We start from the raw sequence: 24,607 nt of genomic DNA, 5'->3' as shown, positions 1-24,607 counted from the left end.
GTGTAGGAGCTGCCGAAGGCTCGGGCCGCGTTCGGACGATCTTTTGATTTTGTTTTTACAGACAAGATCAAAAGATCGCAGCCTTCAGCAGCTCCTACAGAAACGTCAATCAAACCGCTCGACTGTGCAACTTATTCGCGGGGCACCAGATCCAGGCACACCGAGTTGATGCAATAACGCAGACCGGTCGGTGGCGGGCCATCAGGGAACACGTGCCCCAGGTGCGCATCACAGCGGGCGCACTTCACTTCGGTGCGAATCATGCCGTGGCTGACATCGCGAATCTCGGTCATGGCGCTTTCGCCGATCGGCGCATAGAAGCTCGGCCAGCCGCAGCCTGAATCGAATTTGGTCTGGGAATCGAACAGCGGCTCGTTGCAGCAGACACAGTGATAAACACCGTCGGTTTTGGTGGCGTTGTATTTACCGGAGAACGGTCGCTCGGTCGCACTGAGGCGGCACACGTTGTATTGCTCGGGGTCGAGCATGGCTTGCCATTCTTCCAGAGTTTTTTCCAACTTTTCCATCATCACACCTCAGCGGCTGAAAAAGCCCGATCTGTACCTTTTCCACGGATCGGGCGGCACGTATGATTGCGCCTCGTTACGCGCCAGTCTGGCAGCCAGACCGGGCGCATTCAAACGGATTCTTGGAGCCACGCGCTCAAGACGTCCGTCTGTGTGTAAACGCAGGAATCCCAGTACGGTTGTCCATCCGCCGCCTGGATCGTTCATTTTCGGGATCACATCGCCATGCAGTTCAGCAAATCGAACAAGCTCGCCAACGTCTGCTACGACATTCGCGGCCCCGTGCTCAAGCACGCCAAACGTCTGGAAGAGGAAGGCCAGCGCATCCTCAAGCTGAACATCGGCAACCCGGCGCCGTTTGGTTTCGAAGCGCCGGACGAAATCCTCCAGGATGTGATCCGCAACCTGCCGACCGCGCAAGGCTACAGTGACTCCAAAGGCCTGTTCAGCGCGCGCAAGGCCGTGATGCAGTATTACCAGCAGAAGCAGGTCGAAGGTGTCGGTATCGAAGACATCTACCTGGGCAACGGCGTCTCCGAGCTGATCGTGATGTCGCTGCAGGCGCTGCTCAACAACGGTGACGAAGTGCTGGTACCGGCGCCGGATTACCCGCTGTGGACCGCGGCCGTCAGCCTCGCCGGCGGTAACGCCGTGCATTACCTGTGCGACGAAGGCGCCGACTGGTTCCCGGACCTGGCCGACATCAAGGCCAAGATCACGCCGAACACCAAGGCAATGGTGATCATCAACCCGAACAACCCGACCGGCGCGGTGTATTCGAAAGAAGTGTTGCTGGGCATGCTGGAGCTGGCCCGCCAACACAATCTGGTGGTGTTCTCCGACGAAATCTACGACAAGATCCTGTACGACGACGCCGTGCACATCTGCACCGCATCGCTGGCCCCGGACCTGCTGTGCCTGACCTTCAACGGTCTGTCGAAATCCTACCGCGTGGCCGGATTCCGCTCTGGCTGGATCGCTATCTCCGGGCCGAAACACAATGCCCAGAGCTACATCGAAGGGATCGACATGCTGGCCAACATGCGTTTGTGCGCCAACGTGCCGAGCCAGCATGCGATCCAGACGGCGTTGGGTGGCTATCAGAGCATCAACGATCTGGTGCTGCCGCAGGGTCGCCTGCTGGAACAGCGCAACCGCACCTGGGAGTTGCTCAACGACATTCCGGGCGTGAGCTGCGTCAAGCCGATGGGCGCGCTGTACGCTTTCCCGCGGATCGACCCGAAAGTCTGCCCTATCCACAACGACGAAAAATTCGTCCTCGACCTGCTGCTTTCCGAGAAGCTGCTGGTGGTGCAAGGCACGGCGTTCAACTGGCCATGGCCCGATCACTTCCGCGTCGTCACCCTGCCCCGGGTCGATGAGCTGGAAATGGCCATCGGCCGCATCGGCAACTTCCTCAAGTCTTACCGCCAGTAACTGGCCAGCAGTGCGCAACGGCCGAACGTTGCGCACTGTCTGATTCAGCAACACTTCTGCATTCCCTGCTTCCGCTCGCCTTCTACACTTGCGATTCATACCGGTCACATGCGTCTGACGCAATGGCGACGGGTCGCGAGTGTTCGTCATCCGTGTCGGTGTCTGCTGTGGGAAATGGGGTTGCGTGACGAAGAATCAGCTGTAGGACACAGTTTGAAATAGTCACCCGGTTGAATAGCCCGGTGCAGCACCTTATATACCCCGCAGTACGCTACATCTTTAGCTTGAGGAGATTTCTACAACCATGATGCGCATCCTGCTGTTTTTGGCCACTAACCTGGCGGTCGTGCTGATAGCCAGCATCACCCTGAGCCTTTTCGGCTTCAACGGGTTCATGGCGGCCAACGGGGTTGATCTCGACCTCAGTCAGCTGCTGGTTTTCTGTGCGGTCTTTGGTTTCGCCGGCTCGCTGTTCTCGCTGTTCATCTCCAAGTGGATGGCGAAAATGAGCACTGGCACCCAGATCATCAGCCAGCCACGTACCCGGCATGAGCAATGGCTGCTGCAAACGGTCGAGCAACTGTCCCGCGAAGCCGGGATCAAGATGCCCGAAGTCGGTATTTTTCCGGCCTACGAAGCGAATGCGTTCGCCACTGGCTGGAACAAGAACGACGCACTGGTCGCGGTCAGCCAGGGCCTGCTTGAGCGGTTCTCGCCCGATGAAGTGAAAGCCGTGCTGGCTCACGAGATCGGTCACGTCGCCAACGGTGACATGGTGACCCTTGCGCTGATCCAGGGCGTGGTGAACACCTTCGTGATGTTCTTCGCGCGAATCATCGGCAACTTCGTCGACAAGGTGATCTTCAAGAACGAAGAAGGCCAGGGCATCGCTTACTACGTGGCGACCATCTTCGCCGAACTGGTCTTGGGCATTCTCGCCAGCTCGATCGTCATGTGGTTCTCGCGCAAACGCGAATTCCGTGCCGACGAAGCCGGTGCACGTCTGGCCGGCACCAGCGCAATGATCGGCGCCCTGCAGCGCCTGCGCGCCGAACAGGGCCTGCCGGTGCACATGCCCGACACCCTGAATGCCTTTGGCATCAACGGTGGCATCAAACAGGGCTTCGCCCGCATGTTCATGAGCCACCCGCCATTGGAAGATCGTATCGACGCCCTGCGTCGTCTCGGTTGATTCAACCGGTAAAAACAAGAAGGCCCGCAGAGATGCGGGCCTTTTTTGTGGGGGCCATGTACTCGGCTGTTCATGCAGGCCTTATCGCTGGCAAGCCAGCTCCCACAGGGTTGTGTGGTGTTATCCCAATCTTCGATACACCGCAATTCACTGTGGGAGCTGGCTTGCCAGCGATGAGGCCGGAACAGCCAACACAACCTAACGAGTCGAAACCCGATAAACGCGCTCCTCCAGCCGCGTCACCCCTGCCTGCAAAAACTTCCCACTCTCCTGCAACACATCCTGCACTTGCAGCGTCTGCACCTGCCAACCAGTGCCCAGCAACCGCTGCACCTCATCATCCCCCACCGCAAACGGTGGTCCGGGAATCTGCGCCTGATCGTAATCCAGGGTGATCAGCAGCCCATTCAAGCCTTGCGGCAGAATCTGCTGGAGCTGCGCCGCATAGCGCTCGCGCATCGGCGGTGGCAAGGCAATCAACGCGGCGCGGTCATACAGCGCCGTGCAATCCGCCACATCGCTTGCCTTCAAGGCAAAGAAATCGCCGCACCACAGCTCGATGGCGTCAGCGCGATAGACCTTGAATGCACCGCTCTCGCTAATCTGTGGCTGTAGTTGATGCTCAGTGAAAAAGTCTTCGACAGCCTTCTGTGACAGCTCAACCCCGAGCACCTGATGACCACGCTCGACCAGCCACAGCAAATCCAGACTTTTCCCACACAGCGGAACCAGTACCCGCGCCGATGCGCGAATGTTCAGATCCGGCCAGTGCCGTTGTAAATGCGGGTTCACCTGCGGCAGATGAAAGCCGATCTGGTGCGACGCCCACTTCTTGTGCCAAAACTCAGGCTGCATGAATGACTCCCGATAATTCGATCAAAAAGCGTTAAAACTTATATTAGATTTAGATCAATGACTGTCTGAAGATGGGGCATCTTACCGCTCAGGAACCCATCATGTTTCCCAGCCTGTTTATTTCCCATGGTTCTCCCATGCTTGCCTTAGAGCCCGGCGCCAGCGGCCCGGCGCTGACACGATTGGCCGCCGAGCTGCCCAGGCCCAAAGCCATCGTGATTGTCTCCGCTCATTGGGAGAGTCACGATCTGCTGGTCAGCAGCCATGCACAGCCAGAAACCTGGCACGACTTCGGCGGTTTCCCCCGCGCGCTGTTTGAAGTGCAGTACCCGGCGCCGGGCGATCCGCAACTGGCTGCTGAAGTCGCTGACCTACTTACATCCAGCGACCTGCCTGCGCGTCTTGATCCGCAACGACCGTTCGACCATGGCGTGTGGGTGCCACTGTCGCTGATGTACCCGCAGGCGGATATTCCCGTGGTGCAGGTTTCGCTACCGAGCCGTGGCGGTCCGGCGCTGCAAACCCGCGTCGGTCGAGCGTTGGCAGGCTTGCGCGAGCAAGGGATTCTGTTGATCGGCTCAGGCAGCATCACTCACAACCTGGGGGAACTGGATTGGCACGCAGGCCCGGAAAGCGTTGAGCCGTGGGCCCAGGACTTCCGTGACTGGGTGATAGACAAACTCGCGGCCGGTGATGAGGCAGCGCTGCATGACTACCGCCAGCAGGCTCCGAACGCGGTGCGCAGCCATCCGAGTGATGAGCACTTATTGCCGCTGTATTTTGCGCGGGGTGCCGGAGGAGCGTTCAGCGTGGCGCACAAGGGATTCACCATGGGCGCGCTGGGCATGGATATTTACCGGTTCGGTTAAACAGCCAGAGCAAAAGATCGCGCTCCCCCACTGTAGGAGCTGCCGAAGGCTGCGATCTTTTGATCTTTGCTCTTTGCCCTTGAAAAGCAGGCAAAAAAAATCCCCGAACCAGTCGGGGATTTTTTATGTTCGATCAATCAGCCCAAGGGCGGATCAATCTTCGCGATAGCGACGCAGCTTCAACTGCTTACCAGCAACGCGAGTGTCCTTCAGCTTGGTCAGGAGCTTGTCCAGACCATCTTCCGGCAGCTCAACGAGGCTGAAGCTGTCACGCACCTGGATGCGACCGATCGCTTCACGGGCCAGACCACCTTCGTTAAGGATGGCGCCCAGCAGGTTTTTAGCGGCGATACCGTCACGCGCACCCAGCGCGGTACGGCAACGAGCGCGGCCTTCGCCCAATGGAATCGGCGCGCGACGCTCGCGATCACCACGGTCCGGACGATCACCGGTACGCTCAGGACGGTCGCCACGCGGTGCGTTGTTCGGCACCAGTGGACGTTCCTTCTCGATCGCAGCCAGAGTCAGCGCCTGACCATTGGTGGCCTTGCGCAGCAGAGCAGCAGCCAAAGCACGCGGCGTGCAACCGATGTCTGCAGTCAGACGATCGAGCAGGTCACCGTGAGTCGATTCAGCATCGGCAACCAGCGGCGCCAGGCTGTTGGTCAGTTTCTTGATGCGCGCATCGAGAACTGCCTGAGCGTCCGGCAGGCGAACCTCGGCAACTTTCTGACCGGTTACACGCTCGATCACTTGCAGCATGCGGCGCTCACGTGGAGTCACCAGCAGCAGGGCACGACCTTCGCGGCCGGCACGGCCAGTACGGCCGATACGGTGCACGTAGGACTCTGGATCGTACGGCATGTCAACGTTGAACACGTGAGTGATACGCGGAACGTCGAGACCGCGAGCAGCAACGTCGGTCGCCACAACGATGTCCAGACGGCCATCTTTGAGCGAGTCGATTACGCGCTCACGCTGGTTCTGGGCGATGTCACCGTTCAGCGCAGCGGCTTTGTAGCCTTTTGCGTCGAGGGCGCTTGCCAGATCCAGGGTCGCTTGCTTGGTACGCACGAACATGATCAGAGCGTCGAAATCTTCCACTTCCAGCAAGCTGAGAACGGCCGAAGTCTTCTGGTCAGCGTGAACCAACAGGTGAGCCTGTTCGATCGCGGTAACAGTCTGGGTCTTGGTCTGGATCTTCACGTGTTGCGGATCGCGCAGATGGCGTTCGGCAATGGCGCGGATCGACTGCGGCAGGGTCGCCGAGAACAAAACAGTCTGACGGGTAGCAGGCAGAGCCTTGAAGATAACTTCGAGGTCGTCCATGAAACCCAGTTTGAGCATTTCGTCTGCTTCGTCGAGAACCAGGTGGTTCACGGTCGACAGTACTTTTTCGTCACGACGCAGGTGGTCGCACAGACGACCCGGAGTGGCGACAACGATCTGTGCGCCATTACGGATTGCTTTCAGTTGTGGGCCCATAGGCGCGCCGCCGTAAACGGCCACAACGGTAACGCCCGGCATTTGCTTGGCGTAGGTTTCGAAAGCGGTTGCAACTTGCAGCGCCAACTCACGGGTTGGCGCCAGGATCAGGGCTTGCGGTTCGCGCTTGGCAGGATCGATGCAATGAAGAATTGGCAGAGCGAACGCGGCGGTTTTACCCGTACCGGTTTGCGCCTGACCGATCATGTCCTGGCCGGCCATGATGATCGGGATCGATTGCTGCTGGATAGCCGAAGGCTCTTCGTAGCCAGTCGCGATGACGGCTGCAAGAATGTTCGGATTAAGATTAAAAGCGGCGAATCCGCCGGTTTCCTGGGTCATGGGTCTGCCTCTAAGTGCATCCGCAAAGACCCATGCTCCAAAGCTGCGCATGCCGTGTAAGACTCAAGAGTCGCCCTGGCAGCTTTGTCGGCGGGGATTTGCGAAAACGAATGAAAGAAAAAAAGAAACGTCCAGGAAGAGCCCGCAGTGCGGACATGCAGCCGAAGCTGACTTCGGGGAATTGCGCTACCTTGACGCGGCCTGGCTAAAGGCCGGCGCGCACTATACCGGAAATTACCGAAAAAGGGAGCTTTTTTTATCGCCTGAATCCGTCCGTCACCGTTGTGTAACGGGGTTTTGCGGATAATCGTGCGAAGGTCTATTTTCCAAGGGCCCGGCCCTGCTGAAGATACTGCTTAAACGCTTCACCGATGTGCGGCATGTGGTCGCGGCCCCCTCCCTCCCCGCTCGAGGAAATTCCCATGAATCAGTCCTGTCCTGGCCGCGTCAGCCGGGAGCGCCGTGGTCACCTGCATATGATCGGCCTGGATCGAGCGGCCAAGCGCAATGCCTTCGACCTCGACCTGCTCAATGAACTGAGCCTGGCTTATGGCGAATTCGAGGCTGACAGCGAGGCGCGGGTGGCGGTGGTGTTCGGCCATGGCGAGCATTTTACCGCCGGTCTGGATCTGGTGAATGCCAGCACCGCCCTCGCCCAAGGCTGGCAGGTGCCGACCGGCGGTTGCGATCCATGGGGTGTTTTTGTCGGGCCGAGGGTCAGCAAACCGGTGATTGTCGCGGCACAGGGTTACTGCCTGACCATCGGCATCGAATTGATGCTGGCCGCCGACATCAACCTCTGCGCGAGCAATACCCGCTTCGCGCAAATGGAAGTACAGCGTGGGATTTTTCCTTTTGGTGGCGCGACTTTACGTTTTCATCAGGTGGCCGGCTGGGGTAACGCGATGCGCTGGTTGCTGACCGGGGACGAGTTCGATGCGCACGATGCGTTGCGTCTGGGATTGGTGCAGGAAGTGATGGCCAGCGAAGATCTGCTGCCCCGCGCGATTGAACTGGCTGAGCGGATTGCGCGACAGGCACCGTTGGGGGTGCAGGCGACGCTGATGTCGGCGCGACAGGCGCGGTATGAAGGCGAGACAGCGGCGGCACAGGGCTTGCCGCCACTGGTGAAGAAGTTGCTGGCCAGTGAAGATGCCAAGGAGGGGGTGCGCTCGCTGGTTGAGCGACGGCCCGGGATCTTCAAAGGGCTCTGAGCCATTGCACAAACCCTTGTAGGAGCTGCCGCAGGCTGCGATCTTTTGATCTTGAAAAATCAAAGTCAAAAGATCGCAGCCTGCGGCAGCTCCTACAGGGGCTCAATTCGCCATTTATGTAGCCGGGCGAATCGCCTTGATCAGCGACTGCAACGAATATCCCAAACTCGGTGCCAACGCCTCAGCCCGGGCGGCGACCGCTTCCATATCCAACGTCTGATCCAGATCCGCCGGCACCAGCAGAATCACATTGCCCTCCTTCACCGGCAGTTCCCAGTAATGGCGGTGATAGAGCCCGCGCAACAGTGCCGCGCCCAACGGCTTGCCATCATCGGTGGCCCATTGATTGATCACCAGCCAGCCGCCCGGATTCAAGCGTTTCTGACAGTCACCGAGGAAACTCCAGGCCAGATGTCCGACACCGGGGCCGACGTCGGTATAGAGGTCGACGAAGATCAGGTCCGCAGGCTCAGCAGTGGGCAGCAAATCAAGGGCATCGCCGACGCGGATGTACAAGCGCGGATCGTCATCCAGGCCAAGGTATTCAACGGCCAGACGCGGGACGTCCGGGCGCAGCTCGATCGCCTCGACATCTTCCAGCGGCAGAAACTTGAGGCACGCCTGCGTCAGCGTGCCCGCGCCGAGCCCGAGGAACAGCGCACTCTCCGGGTGCTCGTGGCACAACGCGCCAATCAGCATCGCCCGGGTGTAGTCATATTCCAGCCAGCTAGGATCGGCAGTGAACACGCAGCTCTGCTCGATCGCATCGCCGAATTCGAGAAAGCGGTAATCGGCCACTTCCAGCACGCGAATCACGCCGAACTCATCCTGTACTTCGGCGAGCAGATGCTCGACGCGCTCCTCAGTCATCTTGTCTCCTGGTGGTCACCGGGCGCGGTGACGCGATGGCACCGCAGTGGCGCCGTGGCAAAGCGGCGATTGTCGACGAAGGGGCGGGAGCAGGTCACGCACTAATTGCTGCTAACATGGCCTTCCGTGCGTAGAACCTTAGAGACCGTGATGAGCCAACCGTGGAGCCCTGATAGCTGGCGCGCCCTGCCGATCCAGCAACAACCCCAATACCCGGACGCCGCGCATCTGCGCCAGGTCGAGCAGACCCTGGCCAGTTATCCGCCGCTGGTATTTGCCGGCGAGGCGCGGGAACTGCGTCGTCAATTTGCCGAAGTGACTCAGGGCCGCGCGTTCCTGTTGCAGGGCGGCGATTGCGCCGAAAGCTTTGCCGAATTCTCCGCTGCAAAGATTCGCGACACTTTTAAAGTGTTGCTGCAAATGGCGATCGTCATGACCTTCGCGGCAGGTTGCCCGGTGGTCAAGGTCGGACGCATGGCCGGCCAGTTCGCCAAACCGCGCTCGGCCAACGACGAAACCATTGATGGCGTGACCCTGCCCGCCTACCGTGGCGACATCGTCAACGGCATCGGCTTCGACGAAAAGAGCCGCGTGCCGGACCCGGAACGTCTGCTGCAGTCGTATCACCAGTCCACCGCGACGTTGAACCTGCTGCGCGCCTTCGCCCAAGGCGGTTTTGCCGACTTGCATCAGGTGCACAAGTGGAACCTCGACTTCATCGCCAACTCCGCGCTGGCCGAGAAGTACAGCCACCTCGCCGACCGCATCGATGAAACGCTGGCATTCATGCGCGCCTGCGGCATGGACAGCTCGCCGCAACTGCGCGAAACCAGTTTCTTCACCGCCCACGAAGCGCTGCTGCTGAACTACGAAGAAGCGTTCGTGCGCCGCGACAGCCTGACCAACGATTATTACGATTGCTCGGCGCACATGCTGTGGATCGGCGACCGCACCCGTCAGCTCGACGGCGCACACGTCGAATTCCTGCGCGGGGTGAACAACCCGATCGGGGTCAAAGTCGGCCCGAGCATGAACCCCGACGACTTGATCCGCCTGATCGACGTGCTCAACCCGAGCAACGACCCCGGGCGTCTTAATCTGATCGCGCGGATGGGTGCAAACAAGGTGGGCGATCACCTGCCGGCGCTGATTCGCGCGGTGCAGCGTGAAGGCAAGCAGGTGCTGTGGAGCTCTGATCCGATGCACGGCAACACCATCAAGGCCAGCAGCGGCTACAAGACTCGCGATTTTGCGCAGATCCTTGGCGAGGTTAAGCAGTTCTTCCAGGTGCACGAAGCCGAAGGCACTTATGCCGGCGGCATTCACATCGAAATGACCGGGCAGAATGTCACCGAATGCATTGGTGGCGCGCGGCCGATCACTGAGGACGGCTTGTCGGATCGCTATCACACTCACTGCGATCCGCGGATGAATGCTGATCAGTCGCTGGAATTGGCGTTTTTGATTGCCGAAACCCTGAAGCAGGTTCGGCGCTAAACCGCGTCACCCTGTATTAAGGGGTCGACCGCCCCCCCCTGTAGGAGCTGCCGAAGGCTGCGATCTTTTGATCTTGATCTTCAAAGACAAGAGCAAGATCAAAAGATCGCAGCCTTCGGCAGCTCCTACACTGGTTTTTGTGGGCAACACAGATCCCTGTGGGAGCTAGCCTGCTGGCGATTAAGCCAGTTCAGACACCCTCGATCTGCGCCAACGCCACCCGCAACCGCCCCGCACTCACACGCTGGCAATTGAGCTGCACCTGCGCCAGTCCCAACCAATCCGCCATTCGCCGCAAATTTGCAGCCAGCGCCGACATCCCCTCATCATCCAGTCCCGGCTCTTCCTCGTGCACCGCATGTACCGCCAACCGCCCCGCTGCCCGCTCGGCACGCAAATCCACCCGCGCGGCTATCCGCTCGTTGTGCAAAAACGGCAGCACGTAATACCCATAAACGCGTTTGTCCTGCGGCGTGTAAATCTCCAGCCGATAGCGGAAATCGAACAGACGCTCGGTGCGACTGCGCTCCCAGATCAACGAATCGAAGGGCGACAGCAGTGCACTGGCCGCGACCTTGCGCAGGACTTTCGGCTCCGGCAGGCAATAAGCGATTTGCCGCCAACCGGCGACTTCGCACATCTGCAATTGCCCCGCCTCGACCAGCTCGGCCAGTCGCGGACGTGCATCAGCGGGGTTCAAGCGAAAGTAATCCCGCAGGTCTTTTTCCGTGCCGACGCCCAGCGCCCCGGCCGCATGCAGCAACAATCCACGCTGCGCCTGCGCTTCTTCAGGCAACGGTTGTTGCAAGATCGCCGCAGGAATCACCCGCTCCGGTAAATCGTACAAACGCTCGAAGCCACGCCGCCCGGCCACGGTCACTTCACCGGCGGCGAACAACCATTCCAGCGCATGCTTTTCCGCACTCCAGTCCCACCACTGCCCAGGCTTGTCTTCGCGAGTCGATAAACTACCGGCGCCCAACGCGCCCCGCTCTTCGACCGCGCTCAAAACCCGGCGAATAACATCCTGTTGCTGAAGACCAAACTTCGCCAGTTGCTGATAAATATCTTTGCCGCTCTTGGCCCGCTGCATGCGCCAACCCATAAGCGGATACATCGACAACGGCAACAACGACGCCTCATGCCCCCAATACTCGAACAGCGTACGACGACGCCCCGAACTCCAGGCAGCCTGGTCGAGCAGATCGAAAGAATAGGAACCAAGACGAGAAAACAGCGGCAGATAGTGCGAGCGCACTACAGCGTTGACGGAGTCGATTTGCAGCAGGCCCAGCCGTTCGATCAGCCGGTTGATGTGGGGCGCCTTGACGGTCGGCGGCTGGCGCCCGTTGAACCCTTGGGCAGCCAGCGCCAGACGTCGAGCCTGTTTGAGGGAAAAGGACAGTGTCGCGGGCATGAGCATCTCCTTGTCTGCTCGCAACCTACCTCAGTCCAGAAGGTTTTGTGTAGCGATGGCCTCATCATTTATGCATCGGATCATCCCAGAACGGCCGCACTGACTCGTGCTCGACGTCGGCACGACTGACCCCGATGTCTTTCAACGCTTCGTCGCTCAGACTGGCGAGCAATTCACGCTCACGGTGAAGTTCGTACCAGCGGCTAAACTTGTGCAGCAAGTCAGAAACCATGTGGCCATGGCCGGAAAATTTTTCTTCGCCTACATACTCTCTTTGACCTTTCATCGTTTTGCTCTCCGTTGTGGATGGCTCAAGTCTCGCGCCAGCGCTAAGATCAATCCAACGAATGTTTCTGATGGTATGCATCACGGAGATTCATCAATTGTCGGCTTACCCCAGTATCGATACCGATGTCCTGCGCACCTTTGTCGCGATAGCCGATCAGGGCGGTTTTACCCGCGCCGGCGAAATGGTCAACCGCACGCAATCAGCGGTTAGCATGCAGATGAAGCGCCTGGAAGAAGACGTGTTGCAGCGCCAATTGTTCGAGCGTGACGGGCGGCAGGTGCGGCTGACTGCCGAGGGTCAGGTGCTGCTCGGTTACGCGCGGCGCATCCTCAAACTGCACAGTGAAGTGTTCAATACCCTGCGCGAGCCACACATGGTCGGCACCGTGCGGATCGGCACGCCGGACGATTACGTGATGCGTTTTCTACCGGGGATTCTGTCGCGGTTTGCGCAGTTCTATCCGTTGATCCAGATCGAAGTGCATTGCGAATCGAGCAAACAGTTGTTGCAGCGCACCGATCTCGACTTGTCGATCGTCACCCGCGAACCGGGCAACGAGATCGGCCAACTGCTGCGCAAAGAGCGTTTCGTCTGGGCCGAGGCACAAAATTTCAGCGCCCACGAACAGACGCCGTTGCCGCTGGCGATGTTCAACAGTGATTGTTTCTGCCGCTTGTGGGCGTGCAATGCGCTGGACGCGATGGGCCGCGATTACCGCATCGCCTACAACAGCAGCAGCCTCTCGGCGCTGATGGCCGTAGTGAGCGCGGGTCTGGCGATCACCGCGCAACTGGAAAGCCTGATAACCCCGGACATGCGCATTCTCGGTGCCGATGAAGATCTGCCGCAACTGCCCGAGGCCAGCATCATGCTGATCCGCAATCTGAACAATCCATCGCCGATCACCGAATGCCTGGCCGAACACATCGTCGAAGGCTTCAAACTTTAAAGGCGAGCATCACCGCGCACAGCACCAGGAAACCACAGAACAGCCCACGCAGAAGTTTTTCCGGCATGGCGTGGGCGACTTTTACCCCCCAACTGATGCTGGCCAGACCGCCAATCGCCAGCGGCAAACCGATCATCCAGTCGACTTCGTGGTGCACCGCGTAAGTCACCAAAGTGACGCCGGTACTCGGCAATGCCAGCGCCAGCGACAAGCCTTGGGCGACCACTTGTGTGGTGCCAAACAGGCTGGTCAGCACCGGCGTCGCGACCACCGCCCCGCCGACACCGAACAACCCGCCCATGGTCCCCGACGCTGCGCCGAGTACGCCCAGCCATGGCCAGGAGTAACGCATCTCGGCCGTCGGCGCCGGGCGCTTGCCGAACATTTTCAGCAGGTTGTAAACCGAAAGCACCACGAGAAACGCGACAAAACCGATGCGCATGGTTTGCGCGTCAATGCCTACGGCCCAGATCGAACCGATCCAGGCAAAGCAGAACCCCATCACCGCCAATGGCAACGCGTGACGCAGTTCGATGCGATTGCGCTGGTGATAGCGCCACAGCGCCAGCATCACGTTCGGCACCACCATCACCAGCGCCGTGCCTTGGGCGATCTGTTGATCAAGCCCGAACCACACGCCGAGCAGCGGGATCGCGATCAAGCCACCGCCAATGCCGAAGATGCCACCCAGTGTGCCCAGCGCGGCGCCAAATAGCAGGAACAACAAAAACTCCATCACAGCCGAATTCCTCTTACGTCAGGCGACTCATCCTACGCAGTCGCGGCTGGCGGGGAAACGCATAGCAACGCACAATGGCTGTGCCGATTTCGCACAAGCGTTGAATAACATGAATCCCAATCAATTGACCGATCAACTCGGACTGTTTCTCGATGTGCTGGAAAGCGGCAGTTTCTCTGCCGCGTCTCGCCGTCATCCACTGACGCCTTCGGCTGTGGCGCGGCGCATCGACAGTCTGGAAAGCGCGGTGGGCAGCCAGTTGTTCATTCGCAGCACCCATGCCGTACGCGCCACGCCGGCAGGTCTGGCCTTTGCCGAACGGGCGCGGCGGATCGTCGCCGAACTGCAATTGGCCCGCGCCGAAGCCGTTTCCTTGAGCAGTGCACCGGAAGGCTTGATCCGCATCGATGCGCCAGCAGCGTTCGGACGCCGACATCTGGCGCCAGTGATTGCTGATTTTCTGGTGATGTATCCGGGCCTGGATGTGCAACTGCACCTGATCGACAGTTTCGTCGACATGCACGGCTCGAATCTGGGCAAGGTCGATCTGGTGCTGCGCGCCGGGCAACTGGCCGACACCCGACTGGTTGCTACGCCACTGGCGAGCATGGTGCGCATCGCCTGCGCGAGCCCCGATTATCTCAAGCGGCGCGGTGTACCGAATCATCCCGCGCAGTTGAGCGAACATGACGGCCTCGACTGGGATGGCCTCGCCCCGCCCTTCGCCTGGCGTTTCGAGCAAGACGGGCAGATGCAGTTGCACCGCCCGGCGCGCATCCGCATGAGCGCCAATAACGCTGAAGCACTGGTGTGCGGCGCGTTGGCCGGGTTGGGCATCGCGCACCTGCCGACGTGGCTGGCCAGCGAATATCTGCTGCGCGGCGAACTGCTGCCACTGTTCTGCGAAAACGGTCTGCCGCAACCCGAGAGTACCGGCATCTACGCCTTGCGCATGGAGCAGCAGACAAACTCGCGCAGCCGTTTGTTGCTGGAATACCTCAAGACCCGCTTCAGCCCGGTGCCGCCGTGGGATCTCGCGTTGCAACGGGATTTGGGCAGACTTTGATGTCTGGAAAATTATCTGGCGCATTAAACATTCGAACGCTAGATTCATGAGCATTACTGATCAAGGCTTTAACATGACGACCGACCGCGACACCTGCGATGACCTGCTGCTGGATAATCAGGCTTGCTTCGCCCTGCACTCCACTTCGCTGATGATGACCAAAGTCTACAAACCGATGCTGCAAGCCATCGGCCTGACCTATCCGCAGTATCTGGCGATGATGGTGCTGTGGGAGAAGGATGGTCTCACCGTGGGAGAAATCAGCACGCGGCTGCTGACGGATCCGGGATCGCTGACCCCCCTGCTCAAGCGACTGGAGGGTGAAGGGTTACTCAGTCGCACACGCAGCCGTGAAGATGAGCGCGTAGTGATTGTCGAGTTGACTGCGCAGGGCCGCGCTCTGCGAGACAAAGCTCAAAGCATCCCGCAATGCATCCTCGGCGCCAGCGGTTTCAGCCTGGAGCGTTTGCAGAATCTGCAAGCCGAATTGCAGGCATTGCGCAGTCATCTGCAAGAAAGCTTGATCTGAACCCGGGCTGGACCGAATCCATGTAGAGCTGCGGCACGCTGCGATCTTTTGATGTTGTTTTTAAAGATCAAAAGATCGCAGCGTGCCGCAGCTCCTACGTTTGAACCCTGCGCTGTGCAATTTTCCCACTCCCTGTTCAATGCTGAGAACTGATCTGGATCGAGGGTTCTGACGCTCTTGGCGCTCCTCCCGGATCAACGAAGCCAACTTTTTTCAAAATTTATCTTGCGCACTAAACATTAGCGAGCTACATTCACCTCGAACTTACTTAGCGCGCAAACAATTAGCGCGACAACTCACACCCATCGAGGCTCACACCATGCAAACTCTCTATACCGCAATCGCAACCTCCACCGGCGGCCGTGACGGTCGTGCGATCTCCAGCGACAACGTGCTCGACGTCAAACTTGCCACCCCGAAAGAACTCGGTGGTGCTGGCGGCGCGGCGACCAACCCTGAGCAACTGTTCGCCGCCGGCTACTCGGCCTGCTTCATCGGCGCGCTAAAATTCGTCGCCAGCCAGACCAAACGCAAAATCCCGGACGACGCCTCGATCACCGCCCACGTCGGTATCGGCCAGATCCCTGGTGGTTTCGGTCTGGACATCGACCTGCACATCAGCCTGCCGGGCCTTGAACAAGCCGACGCACAAAGCCTGGTCGACGCCGCTCACCAGGTCTGCCCGTACTCCAACGCCACGCGTGGCAATGTCGAAGTACGTCTGCACGTCACGGTGTAAACAAAGAAAAAGATCGCAGCCTGCGCTAGCTCCTACATGAACAGGTGTAGGAGCTGCAGCAGGCTGCGATCTTTTAATCTTTCTTGCAGGCACAAAAAAGCCCGACTCAATGGTCGGGCTTTTTCATTCCGCAAAAAGCAGTGCTTATTTGGCACGGCCTTTGTAGGAACCGCCTTCGCGGGTGTCGATTTCGATCTTGTCACCGATTTCGATGAAGTCAGCAACTTGCAGCTCGGTACCGTTGGCCAGTTTGGCTGGCTTCATTACCTTGCCGGAAGTGTCGCCACGAGCCGAACCTTCGGTGTAGTCAACGACGCGCACGATGGTGGTCGGCAGTTCTACCGAAACCAGACGCTCTTCGAAGAAGATCGCTTCGCAAACATCGGTCATGCCTTCTTCAACGAAAGGCAGAACGGCTTCGATGTCTTCGGCGTTCAGTTCGTACATGGTGTAGTCAGTGGTGTCCATGAACGTGTAGGTGTCGCCGCTGATGAAGGACAGGGTCGCTTCTTTGCGGTCGAGGATTACGTCGTCCAGTTTGTCGTCAGCGCTGTAAACGATCTCGGTCTTGTAACCGGTCAGCAGGTTTTTCAGCTTGGTCTTCATGATCGCGCTGTTACGGCCCGACTTGGTGAATTCAGCTTTCTGAACCAGCCAAGGATCGTTTTCGAGACGGATCACGGTACCGGGTTTGAGTTCTTTACCAGTTTTCATTGCGAATATCCGAATTTGGATGGGATTTACATAAATCTAGGCCGCGTATCATATCCAATTTAGGTAAAACTGTACCAGCGCTGCGGCAAGATCGGCCTGCAAGCCTTGTTCCAGACACCATGTCTCGGCATTTTCCTGCAGTTCTGGCCAGTGTTTACGGGCGCTGAGCCATTGATCGCCAATTGGCTGACCCGCACTCCACGCCTGCCATAGACCGTTCATCGCCTGCGCCGCTGCGGGCGAGAGGCCTTTCGTATACAGGGCAAGGAAGGCGTCGAGCTTGTCCAGATGGATGTCTTCGTCCTGCTGATAGATGTGCCACAGCATCGGCCGCCCCGCCCACTGCGCCCGGACGAATGAGTCCTCACCGCGCACCGCGTTGAAATCGCAGCACCAGAGCAAGTGATCGTATTGATCCTGACGAACGAACGGCAGCACCTGCACGGTCAGCGCCTGACGCACCTCTATCGCCCCGACGGTCAAGGTTTCCACGCCGAGCCAGCGCGCAACGTCACCGAGAATCCGCCCTTCCGGCACCAGCAAATGCGTGGGCGTCGCGCCAGCCGCCAGCACGTCGAGCCAACTGGCCAGTCCAGCGTTCTCGTAGGCAAACAACGAGATCAGTTGTGCATCGGGAGCACGCTCAATGCCCAGACCTTGCAGGAATTGTCGCTGCGCCTGGTCATCGCGCTGAAACTGCCGACGCTGTTCGAGCAAGCCTCTTTCGCGCAGCAGTCCACCAGTGCCGGGGCGGAACCCCGGGAAGAAGAAGATTTTCTGCACCGACTTGTATTTGACCGACGGCAGGCCGTGGCAGCCGGTGACCCAGTCTTCGGCGCTGAGATAGTCGAGGTTCAGCCACAACGGCGGCTTCTCCCGCTCGGCCATGACGTCCATGTAAGCACTCGGTAACTGGCAGGCGAACGCTGCGATCACCACGTCAGCGGCGTCGATGGGCAACCACTCGCTCGGCCAGTGCCGCACCTCTACACCTTGCTGCCATTGTTGCGCGGCGTTGATATCGATCTCTGGGCAAATACGTTCGAACGCACGCAGATCATCAACCCACAGCCGCACGGCCAGCGAATGTTCGGCCACCAATTGCCTGGCCAGACGCCAGGTCACGCCGATGTCGCCGTAGTTGTCGACGACGGTGCAAAAAATATCCCAGCGGGTATTCAGTGACGGCATTCAAGACTCCCGTTGGCAAAAGCACCGATTGTCCGCATTAATGAGCGAATGCAGAAGAGCCGACGGCGATTAATCTTCGTGCGACAATCGCCACTTGCCCGCAACCATCCGCCAGGAGGCAGCCATGCCCTATCGTCCCAACCCGCGTCGCCCCTTGCCTGTTCAGCTTAGCGCGCTGCAATTGACCGGCAGTATTGCCTTGGGCCTGTGGCTGGGTTTCCTCGCGATTGCGCTGACCTGCTGGCTGCTCTCGCGTTTTGTGTTCAATGAACAATTGGCGCCGGTGGCCCAGGCAGTTCAGCAACTGGCCACTCCACCCGTGGTGCAACCGGTGCCGGACATTGCGCCGCAGAGTCCGCTGTTCGATCAGTACGAAGAAAACCTGCGCAAGAACGAGCAACAGAATCGTCTGGATCAGGCACGCGACAGCCGCCGCAATCTGTCGAACCCCAAATGTCAGTTCTGGTTGCAACAGGACCAAACCGCGCCAAGCGAAAAAAGCCGCGCCAACGTTTTGCAATTCTGCGATTGATCATGAACAAACACAGCGTCCACCAACTGATTCTCGACAAGCTGCGCATCGACCTCGATATAGCCGAACGCGCTGCGCAAACCGCTTACGAAACCGCGACCCACGAAGAGAACATCGCCGAGAACAAGTACGACACGCTTGGACTTGAGGCATCGTATCTGGCGGCAGGGCAAGCGAAACGCGTCGAGGAAATCCGTCAGTCACTGGCGCTGTGCCAGAACCTGACGCTGCGCGCCTATGACGAAAACCGTGGCATCGAGGTCGGCGCCCTGCTCGGTCTGGAGGACGAAAAAGGTCGCGAGCAATGGCTGTTCCTGGCACCGGATGCGGCAGGCCTGAAAATCGATGTGGTGGGTCAGCCGATTACCGTCATCACGCCGCGCTCGCCGCTGGGCAAAAGCCTGCTGGGCAAGTTCGAGGGTGATGAGGTAGAGATTCTGGTGGCGGGCACCCGGCAACAATTTGCTGTTACCGAGGTGCTCTGAAGCAGTGGATCAGTGGACCGGCAGTTCGACGCCGTCGAACAGCTCTTCCAGCTCCTGCTTGTTGTGGCACGCGATGGCTTTGGCCATCACTTCGCGGGTCAGGTGCGGGGCAAACTTCTCGATGAAGTCGCACATGAAACCACGCAGGAAGGTGCCGCGACGGAAACCGATCTTGGTGACGCTCGATTCGAACAACTCGCTGGCATCCAGCACCACCAGGTCGCTGTCGAGTTTGGTGTCGACCGCCATTTTGGCGACGATGCCCACGCCCAGGCCCAGACGCACATAGGTTTTGATCACGTCGGCGTCGGCAGCGGTGAACACCACTTTCGGCGTCAGACCACGATGGCTGAAGGCTTCGTCGAGTTTCGAACGGCCGGTGAAGCCGAACACGTAAGTCACGATCGGGTATTCGGCCAGCGCTTCCAGAGTGAGCTTCGGCAGCTTGGTCAGCGGGTGGCCCTGTGGTACGACCACGCAGCGGTTCCAGCGGTAGCACGGCATCATCACCAGATCGCCGAACAGTTCCAGCGCTTCGGTGGCGATGGCGAAATCGACGGTGCCGTCAGCCGCCATTTCGGCGATCTGCATCGGCGAGCCCTGGTGCATGTGCAGCGCCACATCCGGATATTGCTTGATGAAGTTGCTGATCACCGGCGGCAGCGCATAACGTGCCTGAGTGTGAGTGGTGGCGATCGACAGAGTGCCTTTCTTCTCGTTGGAGAATTCCTGAGCGATCTGCTTGATGCTTTCAACCTTGCGCAGAATCTCACCGGCGGTGGTGATGATGCGCTCGCCGGCAGGGGTGACGCGGGTCAGGTGCTTGCCGCTGCGGGCAAACACTTCAACGCCGAGTTCGTCTTCCAGCAGTCGGATTTGCTTACTGATGCCCGGTTGCGAGGTGTAAAGGCTTTGGGCTGTAGCGGAAACGTTGAGGTCGTGGTGCGCCACTTCCCAGATGTAGCGCAATTGTTGAAGCTTCATATGTATCCCTCAAAGCAGATAGACGCCACGGGCATCAGCGACGGTATATAACTATATTAATGGTTTGAAGAATAAATCTAGAACTTTTTTATCAAAGCGCCATTATTCCCGCTTCAGCGATCTTCGCGTCGCCGCCGCTCCACCAACGGCACCAGATAGACCGGCACCTTGGCCAGTTGCAGGACCCGCGCCGCCGTGCGCCCCAACGGCGTTTCAGCGCCCACCCCGTGGCTGTGACTTCCTACGATCAGCAAATCGACAGAGAGTTTCTGCGCCTGCTCGAGAATCACCTGCGACGGATCGCCCTGCACCACGCGCACTGCACGAATCCGCTGCAAATCCTGCTCGCCCTCTTCGCCAAGCTCTTCGCGAAAACTCTCCAGCACGCGCTGCTCGATATTGGCGATGACTGTTTTCAGACCCTGGCTATGAAATTCGTTCAGCGACTGCTCGTCGAGATAACTCTGCAACACCGATTCGGCGAACAGCCCCATCGGTTCCACCGCGTGCACTACATACAGATCGGCATTGAACGTTCGCGCCAACGCCAGGGCATGCTGCATGACGAAGGGTGCGTACAGACCGAGGTCAGTGGCATACAGCATCGAACGAATCATATGACCTCCTCGCAAGCCAACATGGCGGAGATTTGATTCAGCTTAGCAGTGCCTTGGCGAGTACGACGGGCAACGCAACGTCTTGAAGCACAGGGCTTTAGATCGACGGCTCGTTGCTGATGCCATGCGGCACATGGCCGGTGGCGACCACTTCACGGGCCAGTTCGCAATGACCGGCCTGATCGTCGAAGAACACGTCGGCGGCAAACGCTTCGAGGAACGCCGATTTGGTCAGGCCACCGAGAAACAATGATTCGTCGAGGCGGATGTCCCATTCACGCAACGTACGAATCACCCGCTCATGGGCCGGTGCCGAACGCGCGGTGACCAGCGCCGTGCGGATCGGGCAGTCGTCGTCAGGGAACTCGCGTTGCAACAGGTTGAGCGCCGCCAGAAAGCCCTTGAACGGCCCGCCGCGCAATGGCTCGCGCGCCGATTCGCGCTCCTTGGCCTGAAAGGCTTCGAGCCCACCGGACTGATAAACCCGCTCCGACTCGTCGGAAAAAATCACCGCGTCACCGTCGAAAGCGATGCGCAATTCGTCGCTGGCGGCGCGGCTGGCGCCTCCGGACAAAATCGTTGCCGCAGCGAAACCGGCATCCAGCGCCGAGCGTACGTCTTCGGCGTGCGTGGAGAGAAACAGGTCGCAACCAAACGCTTTCAGATAAGGATAAGGGCTGCGCCCACCGACGAACGCCGCGCGGGAAATGGCCAGACCATAATGGTGAATCGAATTGAAAACGCGTAGGCCAGTGTCTGCGCTATTGCGCGACACCAGAATCACCTCGACACGCGCACGGCCGAGGCGACTGTTCAGGCTCAGGAGTTTCTCCACCAGCGGGAAAGCATCACCAGGGGCAAGAATTTCGTCTTCGTGTTCGATCTGATATTGCCGGTAGGCTTCGACGCCGCTCGACAGGTAGACCTTGTGGCTCTCGCTCAGGTCGAACAAGGCACGCGACGAAATCGCCAGCACCAGTTTGTCATCGATGTTTTTGGCCATACGTTCCCCCTCCTTGTGCAAAAAACCGACTCACGTGTTGCGCCGGTCAATAAAACTCAATGTTCGATACAACGCTTCGATGCGCGGCAGTTCACAGCCTGCCGCTTTCGCCGCCGCCAAGGGTCGGGCATAAATCGCTTCAAGTTCCAGCGGACGCTTGTGTAAAAAGTCGTGGTACATGCTCGGCCAGTAGTCGGGCATTTTTTCGGTCATCGTGAACAGGAAGTCGGCGTAACCGGGCGCCACGTCCTGGCCGCAAGCCTTGGCGCCCTGCACGACCTCGGCCATCAACGCCTGAATCAACGCGCGGCTGTCGGCATCGGCCATCAGGGGCGTGGTGCCCGCGCCGAGCAGCACCGAGAGACCGTTGTAGGGAATGTTCCAGACCAGTTTTTGCCAGCGTGCCTGATGCAGATTGGGCATCGCCTGGGAATCAATGCCTGCAGCACGGAACAGCCCGGAGCCCTCCTCGACGATCGCCATACGTGCGCCGTCATCGCTTGCTGGACCGCTGTGATAACCAACGTTGACTGCGCCGAGCGCCTGATGGGTGATCAGACCCGGGCCGTCGCGATGCACGCAGATCAGGCACAGACCGCCGAGCAGATGCAGTGTGTCAGGCAACAATTGCCGCAGGCTGTCTTCGACGTCGAGACCGTTTTGCAGTACCAGCACTTTCGCGCCTGGCTTGGCCGCCGCAATGATCGACGGCGCCAGCCCGGCATTGCTGGTGGTCTTGGCGCCGACCAGTAGCCAGTCGCATTTGGGCATGTCTTCGGCCGCAGAATAGGCCTGTACCGGATCAAGCTTCAGCAGACCATGCACCGCACTGTCCACCTGCAAGCCGCGTTCGGCGACGGCAGAAAACTCGCTGCGCAACAGAAAGTGCACATCGAACCCCGCCCGCGCCAGCATCAACCCGTAGAACCCGCCAATCGCACCGGTGCCGATAATCCCCACCACCGGTTTGTTGATTGTCCCCATTTATGGCAACTCCTCTGCAATTCGACCCAGTGCCTGCGCCAATGCCGTGTTGAGTGCATCGGCTGTCAGGCGCGTGTGCAATGCGCCAAAGAATTCGCCGTCGCGCACCACAAACAGCGCCGGCAAATGAAAGACCTGATATCGCTCGACCAGACCGCCGTTGTTGCCGGCATCGATCCAGCACAGACGATCCACCGCCAGTTCGAATCCCGGCAACACCTCGCGGGCGAAGCGGCAACTGGCGCAGCCGACGCTGGTGAAAATCACCAGCGAAACGCCACTCATCGCCAACAGCCTTTGGTCGGCGTCGAAATCGGTCAGTTCGGATTCGACCACTATACTGGGGGAAACAATGTCAAATGGCTGACACAGGGAGTCTGTGCTCATGGGACGTTTCATTCCTCATCCGGACGAAGTGCCGGTTGAACTGACGTTGCTCAAGCCCGAATGTATTTCCAGGCAACAGCTGCACACTATCAGCCTCGGCGGCATCGCTTGCAATTACCACCGCGCCTGGCGCCATGGCACCGCGTTGCAAGTACGCCTGCCGACTCTCAACGCCGACCTCTGTTTTCCGGGCTATGTGGCGTGGTGTCTGCGCCGCAAAAAAGGTTATCTGGTGGGCATCGCCTTCACCGACGAACAAACGCTGTTCAGTGCACGAATGGGTGAGCAGGTGTGTCAGATTGAACGCTACTGCCGCATCAACGACGCCCACGATGGCCTGCAGAATATTCAAGCGGCGGCCCTGCAATGGGTCGAACAACATGCCGACGAGTTCTCCCACGATAGCGTGAGCAAGGCCTTTACCCTGCCAGTGCTGGATTAAAGCGGCGTTTGCCCATTGTCGAGCAGGCGCGTAACGCGCTAAGGTTCCGCTCCCCGACGCGCTTAAATCCGCTGTGCTCCGCCGCGCGGGGATCGCTGGCGGCCGGCACCCGTGACCTGACGAGTAAACGATGGCTGATTTACCGATCAACGACCTAAACGTCGCCTCTAACGAGACCCTGATCACACCTGATCAGCTCAAGCGTGATATCCCTCTGAGCGACGCTGCCCTGCGCACCGTCACCAAGGGCCGCGAAGTCATTCGCAACATTCTTGATGGCACCGACCACCGTCTGTTCGTAGTGATCGGCCCGTGCTCGATCCACGACATCAAGGCTGCCCACGAATACGCCGAGCGCCTGAAAGTGCTGGCTGCGGAAGTCTCCGATACCTTGTATCTGGTCATGCGCGTGTATTTCGAAAAGCCGCGCACCACCGTCGGCTGGAAAGGCCTGATCAACGATCCGTACCTGGATGACTCGTTCAAGATCCAGGACGGTCTGCACATCGGTCGTCAGTTGCTACTGGATCTGGCTGAAAAAGGCCTGCCTACCGCAACCGAAGCCCTCGACCCAATCTCCCCGCAGTATTTGCAGGACCTGATCAGCTGGTCGGCCATTGGCGCGCGCACCACCGAATCCCAGACCCACCGTGAAATGGCTTCCGGCCTGTCCTCGGCAGTCGGTTTCAAGAACGGCACCGATGGTGGCCTGACCGTGGCGATCAACGCCTTGCAGTCGGTCTCCAGCCCGCACCGTTTCCTGGGGATCAACCAGGAAGGTGGCGTGTCGATCGTCACCACCAAAGGCAACGCCTATGGTCACGTGGTGCTGCGTGGCGGCAATGGCAAGCCGAACTACGATTCGGTCAGCGTTGCGCTGTGCGAGCAGGCGCTGAACAAGGCGAAGATCAAGCCGAACATCATGGTTGACTGCAGCCACGCCAACTCCAACAAGGATCCGGCCCTGCAACCGCTGGTGATGGAAAACGTCGCCAACCAGATCCTCGAAGGCAACCAGTCGATCATCGGCCTGATGGTCGAGAGTCACTTGAACTGGGGCTGCCAGGCGATTCCGAAGGACCTCGCCGATCTGCAATACGGCGTATCGATCACCGATGCCTGCATCGACTGGTCCGCTACCGAAAACACTTTGCGCAGCATGCACGCCAAGCTCAAGGATGTTCTGCCAAAACGCCAGCGCAGCTGATACGCGTTTTTCAGGCATAAAAAAACGCCGGGCATTGCCCGGCGT

General features: G+C 59.2%; 27 protein-coding genes. 13 read left to right on the top strand and 14 right to left on the bottom strand.

Annotated elements, in window-relative coordinates; translation table 11 throughout:
• Window positions 1-131: 131 nt before the first annotated feature.
• The gene (gene msrB / locus ICA15_RS17095) at window positions 132-527 is read right to left on the bottom strand and encodes a peptide-methionine (R)-S-oxide reductase MsrB (RefSeq protein ID WP_150603360.1); all 396 of its coding nucleotides are present in this window, start codon (window positions 525-527) and stop codon (window positions 132-134) included.
• Between the two features lie 225 nt (window positions 528-752).
• Here msrB and ICA15_RS17090 point away from each other — a divergent pair, with 225 nt between their 5' ends.
• Complete coding sequence (locus ICA15_RS17090) at window positions 753-1,964, top strand: pyridoxal phosphate-dependent aminotransferase (RefSeq protein ID WP_042560257.1); 1,212 nt, start codon at window positions 753-755, stop codon at window positions 1,962-1,964.
• 304 nt (window positions 1,965-2,268) lie between these two features.
• Window positions 2,269-3,156: a protease HtpX gene (gene htpX / locus ICA15_RS17085; protein WP_042560258.1), complete on the top strand. Its 888-nt coding sequence runs from the start codon at window positions 2,269-2,271 to the stop codon at window positions 3,154-3,156.
• Between the two features lie 198 nt (window positions 3,157-3,354).
• Here the strand turns inward: htpX and ICA15_RS17080 are convergent, their stop codons facing one another.
• Window positions 3,355-4,011: a thiopurine S-methyltransferase gene (locus ICA15_RS17080; RefSeq protein WP_210553949.1), complete on the bottom strand. Its 657-nt coding sequence runs from the start codon at window positions 4,009-4,011 to the stop codon at window positions 3,355-3,357.
• Window positions 4,012-4,112: 101 nt separating this feature from the next.
• Between ICA15_RS17080 and ICA15_RS17075 the strand changes: the two genes are divergently transcribed.
• Window positions 4,113-4,880, top strand: coding sequence for a DODA-type extradiol aromatic ring-opening family dioxygenase (locus tag ICA15_RS17075; RefSeq protein WP_210553950.1), 768 nt, complete (start codon window positions 4,113-4,115; stop codon window positions 4,878-4,880).
• Window positions 4,881-5,033: 153 nt separating this feature from the next.
• On the opposite strand, the gene ICA15_RS17070 is transcribed toward ICA15_RS17075, so the two are convergent.
• Window positions 5,034-6,707, bottom strand: coding sequence for a DEAD/DEAH box helicase (locus ICA15_RS17070; RefSeq protein WP_210553951.1), 1,674 nt, complete (start codon window positions 6,705-6,707; stop codon window positions 5,034-5,036).
• A 422-nt stretch (window positions 6,708-7,129) separates the two neighbouring features.
• Here ICA15_RS17070 and ICA15_RS17065 point away from each other — a divergent pair, with 422 nt between their 5' ends.
• Window positions 7,130-7,921 (top strand): crotonase/enoyl-CoA hydratase family protein, encoded by a 792-nt coding sequence (locus tag ICA15_RS17065; protein ID WP_210553952.1) that lies wholly within the window; start codon window positions 7,130-7,132, stop codon window positions 7,919-7,921.
• A gap of 114 nt (window positions 7,922-8,035) precedes the next feature.
• On the opposite strand, the gene ICA15_RS17060 is transcribed toward ICA15_RS17065, so the two are convergent.
• Window positions 8,036-8,791: a spermidine synthase gene (locus tag ICA15_RS17060; RefSeq protein WP_210553953.1), complete on the bottom strand. Its 756-nt coding sequence runs from the start codon at window positions 8,789-8,791 to the stop codon at window positions 8,036-8,038.
• A gap of 150 nt (window positions 8,792-8,941) precedes the next feature.
• Between ICA15_RS17060 and ICA15_RS17055 the strand changes: the two genes are divergently transcribed.
• Window positions 8,942-10,288: a class II 3-deoxy-7-phosphoheptulonate synthase gene (locus tag ICA15_RS17055; RefSeq protein WP_103304747.1), complete on the top strand. Its 1,347-nt coding sequence runs from the start codon at window positions 8,942-8,944 to the stop codon at window positions 10,286-10,288.
• Between the two features lie 190 nt (window positions 10,289-10,478).
• Here ICA15_RS17055 and ICA15_RS17050 read toward each other — a convergent pair whose 3' ends face one another.
• Window positions 10,479-11,705 (bottom strand): winged helix-turn-helix domain-containing protein, encoded by a 1,227-nt coding sequence (locus ICA15_RS17050; protein ID WP_210553954.1) that lies wholly within the window; start codon window positions 11,703-11,705, stop codon window positions 10,479-10,481.
• A gap of 64 nt (window positions 11,706-11,769) precedes the next feature.
• The gene (locus ICA15_RS17045) at window positions 11,770-11,991 is read right to left on the bottom strand and encodes a DUF1127 domain-containing protein (protein WP_150615931.1); all 222 of its coding nucleotides are present in this window, start codon (window positions 11,989-11,991) and stop codon (window positions 11,770-11,772) included.
• A 97-nt stretch (window positions 11,992-12,088) separates the two neighbouring features.
• Here ICA15_RS17045 and ICA15_RS17040 point away from each other — a divergent pair, with 97 nt between their 5' ends.
• Complete coding sequence (locus tag ICA15_RS17040; RefSeq protein ID WP_191626448.1) at window positions 12,089-12,943, top strand: LysR substrate-binding domain-containing protein; 855 nt, start codon at window positions 12,089-12,091, stop codon at window positions 12,941-12,943.
• Here ICA15_RS17040 and ICA15_RS17035 read toward each other — a convergent pair.
• Complete coding sequence (locus ICA15_RS17035; RefSeq protein ID WP_191626445.1) at window positions 12,933-13,682, bottom strand: sulfite exporter TauE/SafE family protein; 750 nt, start codon at window positions 13,680-13,682, stop codon at window positions 12,933-12,935. The genes ICA15_RS17040 and ICA15_RS17035 overlap by 11 nt on opposite strands.
• A 109-nt stretch (window positions 13,683-13,791) precedes the next feature.
• Between ICA15_RS17035 and ICA15_RS17030 the strand changes: the two genes are divergently transcribed.
• The 3 genes from ICA15_RS17030 (at window position 13,792) to ICA15_RS17020 (ending at window position 16,016) form a co-directional block, all read left to right on the top strand.
• Window positions 13,792-14,748 carry a LysR family transcriptional regulator gene (locus ICA15_RS17030; protein WP_150615933.1) on the top strand — a complete coding sequence of 319 codons (957 nt, stop codon included), beginning with the start codon at window positions 13,792-13,794 and terminating at the stop codon, window positions 14,746-14,748.
• A gap of 73 nt (window positions 14,749-14,821) precedes the next feature.
• On the top strand, window positions 14,822-15,277 hold the full coding sequence (locus ICA15_RS17025; protein ID WP_191626444.1) for a MarR family winged helix-turn-helix transcriptional regulator: 456 nt from the start codon (window positions 14,822-14,824) through the stop codon (window positions 15,275-15,277).
• Window positions 15,278-15,596: 319 nt separating this feature from the next.
• On the top strand, window positions 15,597-16,016 hold the full coding sequence (locus tag ICA15_RS17020; protein ID WP_042560269.1) for an organic hydroperoxide resistance protein: 420 nt from the start codon (window positions 15,597-15,599) through the stop codon (window positions 16,014-16,016).
• 144 nt (window positions 16,017-16,160) lie between these two features.
• On the opposite strand, the gene ICA15_RS17015 is transcribed toward ICA15_RS17020, so the two are convergent.
• Together ICA15_RS17015 and earP are read right to left on the bottom strand one after the other, a co-directional pair.
• Entirely contained in the window at window positions 16,161-16,730 is a 570-nt protein-coding gene (locus ICA15_RS17015) for an elongation factor P (protein WP_007908599.1), read from the bottom strand.
• A 48-nt stretch (window positions 16,731-16,778) separates the two neighbouring features.
• On the bottom strand, window positions 16,779-17,921 hold the full coding sequence (gene earP / locus ICA15_RS17010) for an elongation factor P maturation arginine rhamnosyltransferase EarP (protein ID WP_210553955.1): 1,143 nt from the start codon (window positions 17,919-17,921) through the stop codon (window positions 16,779-16,781).
• Between the two features lie 124 nt (window positions 17,922-18,045).
• Between earP and ICA15_RS17005 the strand changes: the two genes are divergently transcribed.
• Entirely contained in the window at window positions 18,046-18,453 is a 408-nt protein-coding gene (locus ICA15_RS17005) for a hypothetical protein (protein ID WP_150615936.1), read from the top strand.
• A gap of 2 nt (window positions 18,454-18,455) precedes the next feature.
• Window positions 18,456-18,938: a GreA/GreB family elongation factor gene (locus ICA15_RS17000; protein WP_150593146.1), complete on the top strand. Its 483-nt coding sequence runs from the start codon at window positions 18,456-18,458 to the stop codon at window positions 18,936-18,938.
• 9 nt (window positions 18,939-18,947) lie between these two features.
• On the opposite strand, the gene cysB is transcribed toward ICA15_RS17000, so the two are convergent.
• The 5 genes from cysB to ICA15_RS16975 form a co-directional block, all read right to left on the bottom strand.
• Window positions 18,948-19,922 (bottom strand): HTH-type transcriptional regulator CysB, encoded by a 975-nt coding sequence (cysB, locus tag ICA15_RS16995; RefSeq protein WP_042560273.1) that lies wholly within the window; start codon window positions 19,920-19,922, stop codon window positions 18,948-18,950.
• 113 nt (window positions 19,923-20,035) lie between these two features.
• Window positions 20,036-20,539: a universal stress protein gene (locus tag ICA15_RS16990; protein WP_210553956.1), complete on the bottom strand. Its 504-nt coding sequence runs from the start codon at window positions 20,537-20,539 to the stop codon at window positions 20,036-20,038.
• Window positions 20,540-20,636: 97 nt separating this feature from the next.
• The gene (locus ICA15_RS16985) at window positions 20,637-21,542 is read right to left on the bottom strand and encodes a 5'-nucleotidase (RefSeq protein ID WP_150603346.1); all 906 of its coding nucleotides are present in this window, start codon (window positions 21,540-21,542) and stop codon (window positions 20,637-20,639) included.
• Window positions 21,543-21,572: 30 nt separating this feature from the next.
• Entirely contained in the window at window positions 21,573-22,526 is a 954-nt protein-coding gene (locus ICA15_RS16980; RefSeq protein WP_210553957.1) for a putative 2-dehydropantoate 2-reductase, read from the bottom strand.
• Complete coding sequence (locus ICA15_RS16975) at window positions 22,527-22,913, bottom strand: thioredoxin family protein (RefSeq protein ID WP_210553958.1); 387 nt, start codon at window positions 22,911-22,913, stop codon at window positions 22,527-22,529.
• Between ICA15_RS16975 and ICA15_RS16970 the strand changes: the two genes are divergently transcribed.
• Both ICA15_RS16970 and ICA15_RS16965 read left to right on the top strand, forming a co-directional pair.
• Window positions 22,912-23,355 (top strand): PilZ domain-containing protein, encoded by a 444-nt coding sequence (locus tag ICA15_RS16970; protein ID WP_150603344.1) that lies wholly within the window; start codon window positions 22,912-22,914, stop codon window positions 23,353-23,355. The genes ICA15_RS16975 and ICA15_RS16970 overlap by 2 nt on opposite strands.
• A gap of 130 nt (window positions 23,356-23,485) precedes the next feature.
• Entirely contained in the window at window positions 23,486-24,562 is a 1,077-nt protein-coding gene (locus ICA15_RS16965) for a 3-deoxy-7-phosphoheptulonate synthase (protein ID WP_042560279.1), read from the top strand.
• The last annotated feature ends 45 nt before the right edge of the window (window positions 24,563-24,607 follow it).

Origin of the sequence: Pseudomonas sp. P116 (assembly GCF_020149425.1) — a bacterium.
GTDB lineage: Bacteria > Pseudomonadota > Gammaproteobacteria > Pseudomonadales > Pseudomonadaceae > Aquipseudomonas > Aquipseudomonas anatoliensis.
This window is presented reverse-complemented; position numbering and strand designations above follow the sequence as displayed.

What these genes read in the sequence shown, in the direction of transcription:
- cysB (WP_042560273.1), bottom strand. Translation starts at nt 19,922, where the DNA reads ATGAAGCTTCAACAATTGCGCTACATCTGGGAAGTGGCGCACCACGAC.
- ICA15_RS16990 (WP_210553956.1), bottom strand. Translation starts at nt 20,539, where the DNA reads ATGATTCGTTCGATGCTGTATGCCACTGACCTCGGTCTGTACGCACCC.
- ICA15_RS17060 (WP_210553953.1), bottom strand. Translation starts at nt 8,791, where the DNA reads ATGACTGAGGAGCGCGTCGAGCATCTGCTCGCCGAAGTACAGGATGAG.
- ICA15_RS17090 (WP_042560257.1), top strand. Translation starts at nt 753, where the DNA reads ATGCAGTTCAGCAAATCGAACAAGCTCGCCAACGTCTGCTACGACATT.
- ICA15_RS16975 (WP_210553958.1), bottom strand. Translation starts at nt 22,913, where the DNA reads ATGAGCACAGACTCCCTGTGTCAGCCATTTGACATTGTTTCCCCCAGT.
- ICA15_RS16980 (WP_210553957.1), bottom strand. Translation starts at nt 22,526, where the DNA reads ATGGGGACAATCAACAAACCGGTGGTGGGGATTATCGGCACCGGTGCG.
- ICA15_RS17070 (WP_210553951.1), bottom strand. Translation starts at nt 6,707, where the DNA reads ATGACCCAGGAAACCGGCGGATTCGCCGCTTTTAATCTTAATCCGAAC.
- msrB (WP_150603360.1), bottom strand. Translation starts at nt 527, where the DNA reads ATGGAAAAGTTGGAAAAAACTCTGGAAGAATGGCAAGCCATGCTCGAC.
- ICA15_RS17020 (WP_042560269.1), top strand. Translation starts at nt 15,597, where the DNA reads ATGCAAACTCTCTATACCGCAATCGCAACCTCCACCGGCGGCCGTGAC.
- earP (WP_210553955.1), bottom strand. Translation starts at nt 17,921, where the DNA reads ATGCCGTCACTGAATACCCGCTGGGATATTTTTTGCACCGTCGTCGAC.
- ICA15_RS17065 (WP_210553952.1), top strand. Translation starts at nt 7,130, where the DNA reads ATGAATCAGTCCTGTCCTGGCCGCGTCAGCCGGGAGCGCCGTGGTCAC.
- ICA15_RS16985 (WP_150603346.1), bottom strand. Translation starts at nt 21,542, where the DNA reads ATGGCCAAAAACATCGATGACAAACTGGTGCTGGCGATTTCGTCGCGT.
- ICA15_RS17025 (WP_191626444.1), top strand. Translation starts at nt 14,822, where the DNA reads ATGACGACCGACCGCGACACCTGCGATGACCTGCTGCTGGATAATCAG.
- ICA15_RS17045 (WP_150615931.1), bottom strand. Translation starts at nt 11,991, where the DNA reads ATGAAAGGTCAAAGAGAGTATGTAGGCGAAGAAAAATTTTCCGGCCAT.
- htpX (WP_042560258.1), top strand. Translation starts at nt 2,269, where the DNA reads ATGATGCGCATCCTGCTGTTTTTGGCCACTAACCTGGCGGTCGTGCTG.
- ICA15_RS17050 (WP_210553954.1), bottom strand. Translation starts at nt 11,705, where the DNA reads ATGCCCGCGACACTGTCCTTTTCCCTCAAACAGGCTCGACGTCTGGCG.
- ICA15_RS17075 (WP_210553950.1), top strand. Translation starts at nt 4,113, where the DNA reads ATGTTTCCCAGCCTGTTTATTTCCCATGGTTCTCCCATGCTTGCCTTA.
- ICA15_RS17030 (WP_150615933.1), top strand. Translation starts at nt 13,792, where the DNA reads ATGAATCCCAATCAATTGACCGATCAACTCGGACTGTTTCTCGATGTG.
- ICA15_RS17000 (WP_150593146.1), top strand. Translation starts at nt 18,456, where the DNA reads ATGAACAAACACAGCGTCCACCAACTGATTCTCGACAAGCTGCGCATC.
- ICA15_RS17080 (WP_210553949.1), bottom strand. Translation starts at nt 4,011, where the DNA reads ATGCAGCCTGAGTTTTGGCACAAGAAGTGGGCGTCGCACCAGATCGGC.
- ICA15_RS16970 (WP_150603344.1), top strand. Translation starts at nt 22,912, where the DNA reads ATGGGACGTTTCATTCCTCATCCGGACGAAGTGCCGGTTGAACTGACG.
- ICA15_RS16965 (WP_042560279.1), top strand. Translation starts at nt 23,486, where the DNA reads ATGGCTGATTTACCGATCAACGACCTAAACGTCGCCTCTAACGAGACC.
- ICA15_RS17015 (WP_007908599.1), bottom strand. Translation starts at nt 16,730, where the DNA reads ATGAAAACTGGTAAAGAACTCAAACCCGGTACCGTGATCCGTCTCGAA.
- ICA15_RS17005 (WP_150615936.1), top strand. Translation starts at nt 18,046, where the DNA reads ATGCCCTATCGTCCCAACCCGCGTCGCCCCTTGCCTGTTCAGCTTAGC.
- ICA15_RS17055 (WP_103304747.1), top strand. Translation starts at nt 8,942, where the DNA reads ATGAGCCAACCGTGGAGCCCTGATAGCTGGCGCGCCCTGCCGATCCAG.